The sequence below is a fragment of the Sivoneniella epilithica UHCC 1019 genome (assembly GCF_040830845.1).
Lineage (GTDB): Bacteria > Cyanobacteriota > Cyanobacteriia > Leptolyngbyales > Leptolyngbyaceae > ULC077BIN1.
On the sequence record NZ_JBFPDP010000004.1, the window covers coordinates 25,633 to 41,285 of the forward strand.

The 15,653-nt window shown below is 49.3% G+C and carries 5 protein-coding genes, 1 pseudogene and 1 CRISPR repeat array; of the genes and pseudogenes, 5 read left to right on the plus strand and 1 reads right to left on the minus strand.

Annotation, left to right across the window (positions count from 1 at the left end; genetic code table 11):
- Positions 1–211 precede the first annotated feature (211 nt).
- Together AB3R30_RS03770 and AB3R30_RS03775 are read left to right on the plus strand one after the other, a co-directional pair.
- Positions 212–892 (plus strand): annotated as a pseudogene (locus AB3R30_RS03770) (Uma2 family endonuclease); the annotation flags it as partial.
- Positions 893–1,024: 132 nt separating this feature from the next.
- Positions 1,025–3,163 carry a peptidase domain-containing ABC transporter gene (locus tag AB3R30_RS03775; protein ID WP_458647808.1) on the plus strand — a complete coding sequence of 713 codons (2,139 nt, stop codon included), beginning with the start codon at positions 1,025–1,027 and terminating at the stop codon, positions 3,161–3,163.
- Between the two features lie 4 nt (positions 3,164–3,167).
- Positions 3,168–11,640: a CRISPR direct-repeat array (repeat unit 37 nt; unit sequence GTTTCAATCCCTGAAAGGGTTTAGGGGTGGTTGCGAT).
- A 251-nt stretch (positions 11,641–11,891) separates the two neighbouring features.
- On the opposite strand, the gene glcD is transcribed toward AB3R30_RS03775, so the two are convergent.
- Positions 11,892–13,367 (minus strand): glycolate oxidase subunit GlcD, encoded by a 1,476-nt coding sequence (gene glcD / locus AB3R30_RS03780; protein WP_458647809.1) that lies wholly within the window; start codon positions 13,365–13,367, stop codon positions 11,892–11,894.
- Between the two features lie 119 nt (positions 13,368–13,486).
- On the opposite strand from glcD, the gene AB3R30_RS03785 reads away from it, so the two are divergent.
- Genes AB3R30_RS03785 through AB3R30_RS03795 form a run of 3 tightly spaced genes read left to right on the plus strand, consistent with a single transcriptional unit; the run spans position 13,487 to position 15,644 of the window.
- The gene (locus AB3R30_RS03785; protein WP_458647810.1) at positions 13,487–14,065 is read left to right on the plus strand and encodes a CDP-alcohol phosphatidyltransferase family protein; all 579 of its coding nucleotides are present in this window, start codon (positions 13,487–13,489) and stop codon (positions 14,063–14,065) included.
- A complete protein-coding gene (locus tag AB3R30_RS03790; protein WP_458647811.1) occupies positions 14,065–14,784 on the plus strand; it encodes a phosphatidate cytidylyltransferase in 720 nt (239 codons plus the stop codon). The genes AB3R30_RS03785 and AB3R30_RS03790 overlap by 1 nt, the downstream gene beginning before the upstream one ends.
- Before the next feature lie 35 nt (positions 14,785–14,819).
- Positions 14,820–15,644 carry a metal-dependent hydrolase gene (locus AB3R30_RS03795; protein ID WP_458647812.1) on the plus strand — a complete coding sequence of 275 codons (825 nt, stop codon included), beginning with the start codon at positions 14,820–14,822 and terminating at the stop codon, positions 15,642–15,644.
- Positions 15,645–15,653 lie beyond the last annotated feature (9 nt).

Genomic DNA, 15,653 nt, shown 5'->3' on the forward strand with positions numbered 1-15,653 from the left:
TGTCCGACTATAGCCTAATGCCGCGATCGCCCTTTCCTTCTCTCCCAACCGCGATCGCCCGCCCAGCCATGTTCTATACTTGAGCCATCACTGTCTCTGGCGGTTTCTGCCCGTGATTTCCCAATTTCTTTTGCAAAACTTACCCAGTGCTGCCGACTTGCCCAGTTCGGACGATACCCCTGTGGTCTGAAAGCTTGATTCGCCGCCGCGAAATGAGGATCAAAATCTACTGCCCAACTTGCTGCTGCTCTTATTGACGTATCTGTGGTCAGCGCGGCTGGATTGGTACTTTGGGGTAGACATGGCGGTATATCACACGACGGGCGACAATCCGAAAATTCCGGTTGTGCCGGATGCCTTTTTGAGCCTACAAGTGGAGCGCAAGAAAGGTGGTAAATCACGCCGCAGCTATGCCACTTGGGAAGAAGGTGACGTAGTGCCGAGCTTTGTATTAGAAATGGTGTCGCACCGTCCAGGCGGTGAATACGATGAAAAAGTTGCGCTGTATGCCAAGCTGGGTGTGCTGTACTACCTGGTGTATAATCCCGAATTTTGGCGACGAGATGAGCATCAACCGCTTGAACTCTACAAGTTAGAAAACGGCGTTTATCAATTGCAAGTGGGTGAGCCGTATTGGATGCCGGAGGTGGGTTTAGGGATTGGGCGCTATCAAGGCATAGTCGGTGGACTGTCGCAGGAGATTTTGACTGGGTATGACGAGAAGGGCGATCGCCACCTCAGCCCGGAAGAACAAGAGCGCCAATGTACAGAGCAAGAACGACAGGCGAAGGAGCAGGCACAACAGCGCACAGCAGAAGAACGGCAACAACGAGAGCGATTAGAGGCGTTTTTGCGATCGCAAGGCATTGACCCTGACCAGCTACCAGCTTAGCCGCGATCTCACTTGATTCGGCGGTCGGAAAATATCCCTATTGATGAGTGTTTTTTGCGGATCAAAGGCTATGGGTTGCGAAGAGAACTGAATTAAGTTCCTTTTTTGCCTTTTGTCTGTGCAGCGATCGAAATGAAGTACGCGGTTTTTCTCCAGCATAATGAGGCGGATTGTGGGGCGGCGTGTTTGGGGGCGATCGCCAAGCACTATGGACAATTGATCAGCCTCAATCGTTTGCGAGAAGTGGTGGGCACGGGGCAACAGGGCACAACGCTGTTAGGGTTGCAGCGGGGGGCGGATGCGCTAGGATTTAATGCGCGATCGGTGAAGGCATCACCAGAGATTTTGCAGCGGTTGAATGAAGCGCCACTGCCTGCGGTGATTCACTGGCAGGGCAATCATTGGGTGGTGTTTTATGGCAAGCGACGGCAGCAGTATGTGATTGCTGATCCGGCGATTGGGCTGCGCTATTTGAGTGAGCAGGAATTTTGCCAGGGCTGGATGGATTGGGTGCTGCTGTTGGTGGAACCGGATGTAGCGCGGTTCTCAACGGATGGGGGCAGAGATCGCCCCAGCACCCTTCACCAACTGGGAAAGCGCCTGTGGAGTTCGCGATCGCTGCTTGCCCAAGTGCTGGTATTAAACCTGATTTTGGGATTGCTCTCCATCGCCCTGCCGTTTTTAATCCAAATCTTGACGGATGATGTGCTGGTGCGCGGGGATCTGAAGCTGTTGAACGCCGTGGCGATCGCGGTTGTCCTACTAAGCCTATTCAGCAGTGGCATCGGCTTAGTTCAGTCCAACCTGACTGCTTATTTTGCTCAGCGGCTAGAACTGGGGCTGATTTTAGAATTTGGTCGCGCCATTCTCAACTTGCCTTTGACTTATTACGAAACCCACCGCAGCGGTGAAGTGGTTAGCCGTTTACAAGATATCCAAGCCCTCAATCAGTTGGTGGCACAAGTGGTGATTGGGCTACCCAGTCAGGTTTTCATCGCGTTGGTGTCTCTCAGCTTTATGACACTGCTAAGCCTCAAACTAACGATTGCCGCTGTTCTCGTGGCTGTTTTGATGACCCTTTCCACTATCCTGTTCTTGCCAACCTTGCAGCAAAAAACTCGAAATCTGGTGATTTTGGATGCTGAGAATCAGGGCGTGTTGGTGGAAACCTTCAAAGGGGCGCTGACCCTGAAAACCACTGCCGCCACTACGCAATTTTGGGAAGAATTGCAAACGCGATTTGGACGGCTGGCAACCTTGAGTTTTCGCACGAATCAAATCGGTATTGCCAACACGCAATTCTCCGGGCTGGTTTCCAGCATTGGCAGCGTGGCATTGCTCTGGTTGGGTAGCACGTTGGTGATTAGCAAAGAGTTAAGTATTGGGCAACTGCTGGCATTTAGCAGCCTAAATGCGAACTTTACAGGATTGATTAGTACATCGATTCGATTTGTGGACGAATTTGCCCGCGTCCGTACAGCAACGGAGCGCTTAACGGAAGTGATTGACCATACTTCGGAAGTGGAGAGTCAGCCGATTAAGCCTGCGATCGCACTTTCTGGCAGTGCCGATATTCACTGCGACCAGATTTCATTCCATTATCCGGGTCGGGTGGAATTGCTCGATGCGTTTTCGTTGCATCTTCCCGGTGGCAAGGCGATCGCTCTCATGGGCAAATCAGGCTGCGGCAAAAGCACGGTGGCGAAACTGCTGGCGGGGCTATATCCCTTACAATCTGGCACTATTCGCATCGGTGCTTATAACCTGGCAGACTTGGCGCTAGAGTGTGTGCGGCGGCAAGTGGTGTTGGTGCCCCAAGAATCCCATTTGTGGAGCCGTTCCATTTTAGAAAACTTTCAACTTGGCAATCCGGGCGTATCGTTTGAGGCAATTGTGCAAGCCTGTCAACTGACTGGAGCCGATGAGTTTATTAGCCGATTGCCAAATAGCTATCAGACTGTCCTGGGAGAATTTGGTGCCAATCTTTCAGGTGGACAGCGACAACGACTGGCGATCGCCCGCGCTATCCTGTTCAATCCGCCCATTTTGATTTTGGATGAATCCACCGCCAGCCTTGACCCCGAAGCGGAAGCTCAGATTCTCGATCGCTTACTGGTTCAACGGCAGGGAAAAACTACTCTTTTAATCAGTCACCGCGATAGTGTAGTGAGCCGTTCGGATTGGGTGATTTTGCTGGATCAGGGCAAAGTGATGCTGGAGGGAACTTCTGAGCAGTTACGAACTCAACTGAATCTTTACTTTAATTCTTAAGAACGCTTCAATCCCTGTAAGGGTTTAGTGTTGATTGCGATTCATTCAGAGCAGGCAGTTCATATCATTCGCCCAGTTTCAATCCCTGAAAGGGTTTAGGGTTGATTGCGATCGGGCAATGATTGAGGTTTAGAGCGCTGGCTGATTACTTCAGTTTCAATCCCTGAAAGGGTTTAGGGGTGGTTGCGATTCCAAAGTGCAGCCGCTTTTGCCTGAATGCTTGCCCAGAGCATAGTGTTTCAATCCCTGAAAGGGTTTAGGGGTGGTTGCGATGCAAAAACTAACGGTATCGCCAGAGGGCAGAGACAGTTTCAATCCCTGAAAGGGTTTAGGGGTGGTTGCGATTTTTCCCCAGCGAAAGCGCACATAGGGAATGTTGTGTTTCAATCCCTGAAAGGGTTTAGGGGTGGTTGCGATTAGGCGGGATCTCCTTCAAGGAGGTTCTACCAGAAGTTTCAATCCCTGAAAGGGTTTAGGGGTGGTTGCGATCAGCTTTTTAGCGCGGGTCAGGGCGGTATAAAGCGTTTCAATCCCTGAAAGGGTTTAGGGGTGGTTGCGATCGTACTGTTCAATATCAATGCTGGCATCCTCGCCGTTTCAATCCCTGAAAGGGTTTAGGGGTGGTTGCGATCAATCGTCCCTCGCCTGCCGCTCAATTTCATTCGTTTCAATCCCTGAAAGGGTTTAGGGGTGGTTGCGATGCAACCTGCCTCACTGTGCAGGATGTGCTGATGTACGTTTCAATCCCTGAAAGGGTTTAGGGGTGGTTGCGATTTTGCCCGACCGCGCCACATCCAAGGCTGCTAATGTTTCAATCCCTGAAAGGGTTTAGGGGTGGTTGCGATCGCGTTCTGATCGATCTGTGCTTGGGTCAGAGATGGTTTCAATCCCTGAAAGGGTTTAGGGGTGGTTGCGATATCTGGGGTTACGGTGTATGGCTTTTTTTACTTTGAAGTTTCAATCCCTGAAAGGGTTTAGGGGTGGTTGCGATCTTGGAATCTTGGGACGGTAGCTTCTAGTGCTGCCAGAATAGTTTCAATCCCTGAAAGGGTTTAGGGGTGGTTGCGATCCTGGTCACTCTTTCCGCCCCACGATGAACGCGGCGTTTCAATCCCTGAAAGGGTTTAGGGGTGGTTGCGATGTGGGCATTTGGGTGAAATTTGTAGGTGGTATAGGTTTCAATCCCTGAAAGGGTTTAGGGGTGGTTGCGATGCGAGGGCATTTTTAAGAAGATCAGGGCATCGCTAGTTTCAATCCCTGAAAGGGTTTAGGGGTGGTTGCGATGCGATCGCGGCGTTGCCAACTGGCTTGAAAGACCGGGTGCAGGTTTCAATCCCTGAAAGGGTTTAGGGGTGGTTGCGATAGCTTATGGCGATCGCAAAGGTGGCGTGATTCGTCGTTTCAATCCCTGAAAGGGTTTAGGGGTGGTTGCGATAAAAGCTTTGCGGATGTTGACGTGATCAATGCAGAGTTTCAATCCCTGAAAGGGTTTAGGGGTGGTTGCGATAATTGATGTTGTAGTTGCAGCAGTTCAACTTGCTCGTTTCAATCCCTGAAAGGGTTTAGGGGTGGTTGCGATGGATAAGCTTGCGGTAGGGCACCCAAATATAGCGAGTTTCAATCCCTGAAAGGGTTTAGGGGTGGTTGCGATAAACGCCTCTGTCACCTTGACTCCGGCTTGCAGCGTTTCAATCCCTGAAAGGGTTTAGGGGTGGTTGCGATTTGATTCGCCGTCCAGGTCACCTGCTGCCCGGTGGTTTCAATCCCTGAAAGGGTTTAGGGGTGGTTGCGATTTCCTAATCCATACAGCGAGTAGCGCTTACCTAGCGTTTCAATCCCTGAAAGGGTTTAGGGGTGGTTGCGATCTAAATGCTCGCACTGAGGTACTAGAAGCATTTTGTGAAGTTTCAATCCCTGAAAGGGTTTAGGGGTGGTTGCGATCGTGTAAGTACGTCCACCCGCGATAGTGAAGCGTTCGTTTCAATCCCTGAAAGGGTTTAGGGGTGGTTGCGATGCGGGAGTCGTGCCCCCGCACTACCCCAGAACAGCCATGTTTCAATCCCTGAAAGGGTTTAGGGGTGGTTGCGATAGGTGATTTCGTTTATCTCGATCCACCTTACCTAGAGTTTGGTTTCAATCCCTGAAAGGGTTTAGGGGTGGTTGCGATGAAGTGCGATCGCTCTCTCATCCATCGTAAATATGTGTTTCAATCCCTGAAAGGGTTTAGGGGTGGTTGCGATTCGCCCAGGCGATCGCCGGAGTCAATGACCTAACTGTTTCAATCCCTGAAAGGGTTTAGGGGTGGTTGCGATCGATGTGCCCTTCAGGAGTGGCGAAGGGGTAGAGGTGCTTCGTTTCAATCCCTGAAAGGGTTTAGGGGTGGTTGCGATTGATGGACACAAGCTGATGCCCATGCCTTCAAAAAGCGAGGATCGAAGTTTCAATCCCTGAAAGGGTTTAGGGGTGGTTGCGATGAAGCTCTGATCCTGGGCTTGTTGGCGCGCCTGCGTTTCAATCCCTGAAAGGGTTTAGGGGTGGTTGCGATTCAAAGTTGCCGCTTCCCGCAAGCGCCGTACCAGTTTCAATCCCTGAAAGGGTTTAGGGGTGGTTGCGATTACGGAATCGCTTCTACCACAACCGCAGCAGTGTTGGTTTCAATCCCTGAAAGGGTTTAGGGGTGGTTGCGATTGGGATTGAGCGGCGCTGGTGAGTTCAGTGGAGATGTTTCAATCCCTGAAAGGGTTTAGGGGTGGTTGCGATTCGAGCCATTTGGAGACGAGTATATAGAGCTACCCGGTTTCAATCCCTGAAAGGGTTTAGGGGTGGTTGCGATTCGAGACTATCCAGTATCAGAGCAACGACAAACTTTCCCGGTTTCAATCCCTGAAAGGGTTTAGGGGTGGTTGCGATATTCCCCCAGATTGATGAAGCCTACTTCTGTCCTGTTTCAATCCCTGAAAGGGTTTAGGGGTGGTTGCGATAGCTAGAGTGCCCATTTTTTCACCTCATCATGAAGTTTCAATCCCTGAAAGGGTTTAGGGGTGGTTGCGATAAAGTGAGATGGGCGATTTAGTGAGAAGGGTAGAGTTTCAATCCCTGAAAGGGTTTAGGGGTGGTTGCGATATTAGGCGATCTACAAGAAGAATACACACTGCTATCAGTTTCAATCCCTGAAAGGGTTTAGGGGTGGTTGCGATTACAGTTGTCATTCCACCAAGGATGATTGCCGCCGTTTCAATCCCTGAAAGGGTTTAGGGGTGGTTGCGATTCTAGACCGTACTTTCTTACACATTCCCTACAGAGTTTCAATCCCTGAAAGGGTTTAGGGGTGGTTGCGATTGATGAGGTAGCGATCCTCGATATGTGGAACCTGTTTCAATCCCTGAAAGGGTTTAGGGGTGGTTGCGATTAGCTCGTAGTGCTTGAAAGGTAGCGTATCGTAGGTTTCAATCCCTGAAAGGGTTTAGGGGTGGTTGCGATTGATGAGGGGTGGCGTTATGTTAATCTGCTAGCTGTTTCAATCCCTGAAAGGGTTTAGGGGTGGTTGCGATCAGAACCCAGTACAGGCTCAATCCCCCCTTTCTTTGTTTCAATCCCTGAAAGGGTTTAGGGGTGGTTGCGATAATCTTTTGCAATGTTCATCGCTAAGCTCCTAATAAGTTTCAATCCCTGAAAGGGTTTAGGGGTGGTTGCGATTGACGATGAGGCGGAGGCGGAATGGCGCCACGACGAAGGTTTCAATCCCTGAAAGGGTTTAGGGGTGGTTGCGATTTGGAACCCAGTTTCACTGATTTCAGCCACCAATTTCTCGCCTGTTTCAATCCCTGAAAGGGTTTAGGGGTGGTTGCGATCAGCAAAGCTCCGAGCATGGGTTACGCCGCATGGAGCTAGAGTTTCAATCCCTGAAAGGGTTTAGGGGTGGTTGCGATCGCCAATATTTGGAATGGGAGCGAGTCGCTAAAGGTTTCAATCCCTGAAAGGGTTTAGGGGTGGTTGCGATGCAAATCCGGGCGATCGCCTGAGCATCGGCTCTAGTTTCAATCCCTGAAAGGGTTTAGGGGTGGTTGCGATTTCCTTCCCTATCAGTACTGGAGTTATAGTTTCGGTTTCAATCCCTGAAAGGGTTTAGGGGTGGTTGCGATTCATGTTCTGGGCTATGCCACTATCGCTGATGTGAAACATTACGTTTCAATCCCTGAAAGGGTTTAGGGGTGGTTGCGATTTTGGAACATGCCTGCGATCGCCTAAATCAAAACCAACCCTGGTTTCAATCCCTGAAAGGGTTTAGGGGTGGTTGCGATTCAGACCTTTGAAACGCCTTGAAACATCTCTTGAGTTTCAATCCCTGAAAGGGTTTAGGGGTGGTTGCGATGATGTCGCAAATATCTTTCATGGCGATCCGTTCCCAGGGCTGGGTTTCAATCCCTGAAAGGGTTTAGGGGTGGTTGCGATGATTTGAAGCCGAAAACCATAGAGACTACCTCAGTTTCAATCCCTGAAAGGGTTTAGGGGTGGTTGCGATCAGTCCAATACCCGGTAGTTGCGCGATCGACTTGTTTCAATCCCTGAAAGGGTTTAGGGGTGGTTGCGATTCCCGCGAGTTCGTTGAAACGCGATCGCTAGCCTCCGTTTCAATCCCTGAAAGGGTTTAGGGGTGGTTGCGATCAAATGGATTTACAGCAACCATAGCGCTACTCCATTGTTTCAATCCCTGAAAGGGTTTAGGGGTGGTTGCGATCGCAGAATATTTATGAAGATCTATCACCTATTACTGTTTCAATCCCTGAAAGGGTTTAGGGGTGGTTGCGATATAACCCGCTCTTGATCCCACTCAGGATTTCTTGATGTTTCAATCCCTGAAAGGGTTTAGGGGTGGTTGCGATTAGTTGTTTGTCGATAGAGTTCTAGTGCTTCTCTGTTTCAATCCCTGAAAGGGTTTAGGGGTGGTTGCGATTACCGATACACCTGTCAGCCCAGTCAACACAGATAGTTTCAATCCCTGAAAGGGTTTAGGGGTGGTTGCGATCTTGAAAGCGGTGTCCGCTCAGCAGAAAGAAGCAGTTTCAATCCCTGAAAGGGTTTAGGGGTGGTTGCGATGCTGTGATTTGCTTCGCTGCCCAGTCGCCCCACGGGGTTTCAATCCCTGAAAGGGTTTAGGGGTGGTTGCGATTTGAACGAGCGTCCCTGAGTCGATGTCCGCCACTCGTTTCAATCCCTGAAAGGGTTTAGGGGTGGTTGCGATTAGTTGTTTGTCGATAGAGTTCTAGTGCTTCTCTGTTTCAATCCCTGAAAGGGTTTAGGAGTGGTTGCGATGAACAATTAAGAAGGCAACTCAGCGGAAAGGTTCTGTTTCAATCCCTGAAAGGGTTTAGGAGTGGTTGCGATAGCAGCTTGATAATTAGCTCCTCCTCCTTTTTTGGTTTCAATCCCTGAAAGGGTTTAGGAGTGGTTGCGATCACCGTTCGCCGCGCTCGAATCGTCCGATCGCAGGTTTCAATCCCTGAAAGGGTTTAGGAGTGGTTGCGATTTGGCATTGGTCACCGGATTTCGCCAGCGGGCACGTTTCAATCCCTGAAAGGGTTTAGGAGTGGTTGCGATGGGATAGTTTGTTATTCCCTCTATATATATAGAGGTTGTTTCAATCCCTGAAAGGGTTTAGGAGTGGTTGCGATGAAATCGGTTTACGTAAGAAAGACGATCGCATTGGTTTCAATCCCTGAAAGGGTTTAGGAGTGGTTGCGATTTTCTGGTAACTTAGCTGAAAAATGATAATTAAGTGTTTCAATCCCTGAAAGGGTTTAGGAGTGGTTGCGATTTTTTTATTGCAACTCTGTAATAACTTTTTCTCTTGTTTCAATCCCTGAAAGGGTTTAGGAGTGGTTGCGATTAAACGAGGCAAAATGATAACTTTCATTACAAAAGTTTCAATCCCTGAAAGGGTTTAGGAGTGGTTGCGATCTGTGGCTGTGAGCAGGTCAGTTTTGGCTTTTACGGTTTCAATCCCTGAAAGGGTTTAGGAGTGGTTGCGATCTTTCTCTTCTATATTTACAGCCTTGCACCTTTGGTTTCAATCCCTGAAAGGGTTTAGGAGTGGTTGCGATAAAGGTGTACCTTCCTCATCATCCTTACGCTTGATAGTTTCAATCCCTGAAAGGGTTTAGGAGTGGTTGCGATTACTGCCATTCTTTGCGACTAAGCCACGTTCAAAGTTTCAATCCCTGAAAGGGTTTAGGAGTGGTTGCGATCAATATGGTGCCCTTGTTGGTAATAAGTCCAGTTGTTTCAATCCCTGAAAGGGTTTAGGAGTGGTTGCGATGGGCGTTTCTCTGAAAGATCCTTTCGTCCCACAAGTTTCAATCCCTGAAAGGGTTTAGGAGTGGTTGCGATTCGGTGCCTGTGAGCGTGGCTAGGGCTTCGCCTAGTTTCAATCCCTGAAAGGGTTTAGGAGTGGTTGCGATCTGCCACTAATACGGTGGCGATCGCCCGTGCTACGTTTCAATCCCTGAAAGGGTTTAGGAGTGGTTGCGATGGTAGCCAGTTGCGGTGGTGGCAAGGTTTCAGCAGGTTTCAATCCCTGAAAGGGTTTAGGAGTGGTTGCGATCCACGCACAGAAATTACAATATTATAAAGATGCGTTTGTTTCAATCCCTGAAAGGGTTTAGGAGTGGTTGCGATTTGATGTAAAGAGACTTTATCAACTCTATTCTTCGTTTCAATCCCTGAAAGGGTTTAGGAGTGGTTGCGATTTGCGGGTCCAGCCCCGGCAGGATTGAAGCTGTTGTTTCAATCCCTGAAAGGGTTTAGGAGTGGTTGCGATTCCGTCCTACCGCCCTGCCCTCACTGCTTTCGAGGTTTCAATCCCTGAAAGGGTTTAGGAGTGGTTGCGATAACCGTTGACAACGCTTCGTTTTCGCTTCACCCAGTTTCAATCCCTGAAAGGGTTTAGGAGTGGTTGCGATATAATCTGATCCTAGTAAATCGTTAGAAAAAGCTAAGGTTTCAATCCCTGAAAGGGTTTAGGAGTGGTTGCGATTTATACTCAAGAAATGGATGATGAGTTAGAAGATTGTTTCAATCCCTGAAAGGGTTTAGGAGTGGTTGCGATGAAAAGGGAAGTGGCATGAGAGACGCTGAAATCAGTTTCAATCCCTGAAAGGGTTTAGGAGTGGTTGCGATTATATAGTAGATACATACACAAGAGAGAGGCGACGTTTCAATCCCTGAAAGGGTTTAGGAGTGGTTGCGATAGGAAAGCTTATCGCTCTCAAGCTTCATGTGAGAAGTTTCAATCCCTGAAAGGGTTTAGGAGTGGTTGCGATTGTTGGATTTTGCCAAGGGCGGCGCGGTGCCCATGTTTCAATCCCTGAAAGGGTTTAGGAGTGGTTGCGATTTCTGTACTGTGTGTGAAGATTGGGCTGTAATATGCCCGTTTCAATCCCTGAAAGGGTTTAGGAGTGGTTGCGATCACCGTCTATCGCGCCGAATCATTTGATGAAGATCGTTTCAATCCCTGAAAGGGTTTAGGAGTGGTTGCGATTCCCGCGCCCTGGCGATCGCCGGATCAACCGACACGTTTCAATCCCTGAAAGGGTTTAGGAGTGGTTGCGATAACGGAACAGACATCAACTGAGGGACAGCGCCCTCGTTTCAATCCCTGAAAGGGTTTAGGAGTGGTTGCGATGATCTGGGCAAGTGGGGGCTGATCCGGCTGGTAGTGCGTTTCAATCCCTGAAAGGGTTTAGGAGTGGTTGCGATTCGGGCAATCCCCCCGGTGGCGCGGGTGTGCCTCGTTTCAATCCCTGAAAGGGTTTAGGAGTGGTTGCGATGGTTTGCGGTAATGCTCTCCATGCTCCAGCTTCCGGTTTCAATCCCTGAAAGGGTTTAGGAGTGGTTGCGATCCAAATGGCTTACGCGATCGCCCCCCATCACCGGGGTTTCAATCCCTGAAAGGGTTTAGGAGTGGTTGCGATCTTGAAAGCCCTGAAGTAATGAAAATCAAAGCCTGCGGTTTCAATCCCTGAAAGGGTTTAGGAGTGGTTGCGATCAGAGGTGCAAACATTGGGAAATTATGTGGGGCAGTTTCAATCCCTGAAAGGGTTTAGGAGTGGTTGCGATTTTAACATTTTTATATCCTGTTAATGCTGCACCTCCGTTTCAATCCCTGAAAGGGTTTAGGAGTGGTTGCGATGAAAAAATGTTACGATCAATTGAGTCACTACTACCTGTTTCAATCCCTGAAAGGGTTTAGGAGTGGTTGCGATCAATGCTATTACTATTAGCATTTAAACTACCTCCTGTTTCAATCCCTGAAAGGGTTTAGGAGTGGTTGCGATATCAGGATCAATCATATCTACCATAAAATTAGCTTGTTTCAATCCCTGAAAGGGTTTAGGAGTGGTTGCGATGATATCTTTAATGATAAAGTGTGTATTGGCTGTAAGTTTCAATCCCTGAAAGGGTTTAGGAGTGGTTGCGATAGCGGGTGGCTGTGATAGCCATTGTATTTGGTTTTCGAGGTTCAATTGCGCGAACTGGCTCAATCATAGCAATAAAACTCTGAAATCGGGAAATTAATGTAAAACCATTTTGGCTAGAAACGCTATTGGACATAGGTTTGAGGCTTTGCGCGGAACAAAATTTAACGATAAGTGGCTCAAACCGTTGCAAGGTAGGGGATTGAGAACTGCGATCGCCCATTCAGTTTCAAACACCCATCCACTCGCGCAGACTAAAAGCGATCGACTCCTGCAAACGCTTGGCTAGCGGATGGTTTAGCGGCTTCGCCACAGGTGCGGGGTGTGGGAAACAGCTTAGTTGGATTCGCGATCGTTTGCGGATCGATCGCTTGGCGCACCCACTGCATCGTTTCCAGGTCTGCTGGTGAGAACATTTCCGGCATATAGCAGCGCTTATCGGCTCCAATGCCATGTTCCCCCGAAATACTGCCGCCCACTTTCACACACAGCTTCAGAATCTCGCCGCCCAACTCCTCCACCTGCTCCAGCGCACCCGGAACCGCATTGTCATACAAAATTAGCGGATGCAGATTGCCATCGCCTGCATGAAACACATTCGCCACATAATAACCATAGCGATCGCCCAACTCTGCAATGGTCTTCAGCACATATTCCAGCTTCGTCCGAGGAATCACCCCATCCTGCACATAGTAATCTGGCGACAGCTTCCCCATGGCAGCAAATGCAGCCTTGCGCCCCTTCCATAGCGTCAAACGTTCATCCGCATCCGTGGCAATCCGAACATGACGTGCGCCATTCTGCAAACAAATTGCCTCCACCCGCTTCGTGTTTTCCGCCGCCTCCACCTCCAGTCCATCCACCTCCACCAGCAAAATCGCCACCGCATCGCGAGGGTAGCAGTTCGTCGCCACCACATCCTCCACCGCATTAATGCTGAGGTTATCCATCATTTCTATGCCGCCCGGAATAATCCCCGCGCCGATAATATCCGAAACCGTCGCCGCCGCTGCTTCTACACTGGTAAAGTCTGCCAGCAACACGCGAATCGATTCTGGCGTTTTCACCAATCGCAGCGTCACTTCGGTGGCAATGCCCAAGGTGCCCTCCGAGCCGACAAACACGCCTGTCAGGTCATATCCCGGCATTTCTGGCAGCGAACCGCCCATGTCCACAATCTCACCCGTAGGCGTAACAACCTTTAAACCCAACACATGATTCGTCGTCACGCCATATTTCAAGCAATGGACACCGCCAGAATTTTCTGCCACATTGCCGCCGATCGAGCAAATAATTTGGCTAGAGGGGTCGGGCGCATAGAAAAAACCGGCTCCGCTCACCGCCTGCGTCACCCAGCTATTGATCACTCCGGGCTGCACCACTACCCGCTGATTTTCTAGGTCAATCTCCAAAATTTGCTTCATCAACGTCGTGACGATCAGCACGCATCCATCCACGGGCAGCGCCCCACCCGATAAGCCCGTGCCCGATCCACGAGTCACAAAGGGAATCTGGTTTTGGGCGCATACTTGGACGATCGCCGCAACTTCTGCCGTGGTTCTAGGCAATACCACCACATCCGGACGATTCCGATAACTGGTCAAGCCATCGCATTCATACACCAGCAGTTCTTCCTTACGCCGAACCACATTATTTTTGCCCGCGATCGCCTCAAATTGCTGGATAATGGGTTGCCAATTCCGCGTTGTTTCTCGTTCTTGAATCAGCATGGCGTTTCTCAATGACTGCTAGTAACCCTGTGACCATTCTATAGCCAGGAATAGACGAGTTCTGCTATTGCTTACTAAACGAATCGCACAGGCGAAAGCTTCACCAAGGTAAGAGTTTTATGACAGAAAAAACAGCCATTTGGACTATTCCAAACACTCTATCGCTGTATCGGTTGGCAGTATTTCCACTACTAATATTTTTGATTGTTGAAGAGCAAGAAAGAATTTTTTCGGTTTTTTTCTTGGTTAGTTTAGTGACTGATATTTTGGATGGCTGGATCGCTCGAACGTTTAGCCTGGAAAGTGAATTGGGGGCAAAACTAGACTCTTGGGCAGATACAGCAACTTATATCGCTGGTTTCTGGGCAGTTTTTAGCTTTAGAGGCGAGGAAATTGCGCCCCATATTTTTTGGATCATTGCCTTTGCGATCGCTTGGTTCATGTTGTATCTGGTCATGCTCGTCAAGTTTCGCAGCATTATTGGGCTACATACCTACAGCTTTAAAGTGACGGCTTATCTCCAAGGAGCCTGCATGATGGGGTTGCTTTGGTTTGGCTTTTGGGACTGGCTGTTCTATCTGGCGATCGGGTGGGGAATTTTAGCCTGCCTGGAAGAAATTCTAATTGTGCTGCTCCTGTCTGAGCCGCAAACGGATGTGAAAGGCTTATTTTGGGTATGGCGTGACGCGAATCAATAATGCATCCCATTTTTATCTATATTGCGTTTTTTCTGCTGCTGGGCGGAATCGGCATGTATTTCGCTAACCGTAAGGTTGATGCAAACACAAGCCAACAGCGCTGGTTTAAATTTTTGACCTACATTGCCATTGTGAGCGGCGCGATCGCGAGTATTTTGTTGGATTACTTTTATGTCACCGCTATCTTAATTTCTGCGATCGGGCTGGGGGAAATTATCCGGGTTTTAGCTGCGTCGCCCAAGCGATCGTTTCAACTGCTGGTACTAGGGATTTATCTGGTCATTGCTGCTGGCTTTATCGCTTTCTCCATGGTGTTTGGGCGATTTTTTCTGCTGTTTATCTACTTTCAAGTCTTCACCTTCGACGGATTTTGTCAGGTTACCGGACAACTTCTGGGCAGACAAAAACTCCTGCCTCACATCAGCCCTGGCAAAACCTTAGAAGGACTGATCGGCGGCACTATATTTTGCTTAATTGCCGCGATATTGGCGCGAGATTGGGTGGGCTTTTCAACGCTGACGGCTCTGTTGATGGGCATGACCACCGCTTTGTTGGCGTTTGCCGGAGATGTGCTGGCTTCCTACCTGAAACGGCTATGTCAGGTCAAAGATTACAGCAATTTACTACCCGGACATGGCGGAGTGTTGGATCGATTTGACAGTTTGATGATGGTGGGAACGGGCTATGTTTTGCTGTCACAGATGCGATCTCTGCCATGATTACTTGTTGCTTAAACCAACGGTGCTATCCGTGAGTGACTCTAACGAGTGATGGCAATGATTCGGGCGATCGTGTTATTTCAAAAGAAACGAGCTTTAGTCATCAGGCAAACCGAGTGATCACCGTTCGAGCCGTCCAGTTTAATCTGCCCGTATCAGTTGACCGCCATTGGGTGAGGGGCAGTCCGTTCAAAACGCATCTGTTTAACAGCTTGCATTTAACCTTACCGGCTGTGGAATATTGGATGGTTAGACATGTCCAGTCTCGTCTCAAGCACATTACAGCGAGTCCACTCAGGCAAAATGTGCGCGGGTTTATTCTGCAAGAAGCCCAACATGCAGAGCAACACGCCCAATTTGGGGAAATTTTGCGACAGCAAGGGTATGAGCTAAAAGCCTGTTTGAAGATGGAAGATTGGATTTTAACCAGTCTGCAACGGCTGGATTGGCGGTTGAATTTGGCAGCGATCGCGGGTATGGAGCATCTCACGGTTCTGCTGTCTGAGGTGGTTCTTGCCAGTGATTTGCTAGCCGCAGCAGAGCCGACCCTCAAGGCAATGCTTGAATGGCACGCGCTAGAAGAAATTGAGCATAAAGCCGTCGCCTACGAGGTGCTACAAACTGTGAGCCAAAATTATCTGCTCCGGGTTGCAGGATTGGCGATCGGCTGTGCCTTCGTCTTGGGCTTGTTAAATCGGTGTACGCTGACCTTGCTGTATCAGGATCGGTGTCTTTGGCGCTGGTCAGTTTGGCGGGAGATGGGGCAGTTTTGGCTAACGAAAGAAAAAATGCTGCTGCGATCGGTTCCTCATTGTCTTTGGTATTTACAACCCAATTTTCATCCGGCGGCACACGATTGATCGCCACAA

What these genes read in the sequence shown, in the direction of transcription:
- AB3R30_RS03785 (WP_458647810.1), top strand. Translation starts at nt 13,487, where the DNA reads ATGACAGAAAAAACAGCCATTTGGACTATTCCAAACACTCTATCGCTG.
- glcD (WP_458647809.1), bottom strand. Translation starts at nt 13,367, where the DNA reads ATGCTGATTCAAGAACGAGAAACAACGCGGAATTGGCAACCCATTATC.
- AB3R30_RS03775 (WP_458647808.1), top strand. Translation starts at nt 1,025, where the DNA reads ATGAAGTACGCGGTTTTTCTCCAGCATAATGAGGCGGATTGTGGGGCG.
- AB3R30_RS03790 (WP_458647811.1), top strand. Translation starts at nt 14,065, where the DNA reads ATGCATCCCATTTTTATCTATATTGCGTTTTTTCTGCTGCTGGGCGGA.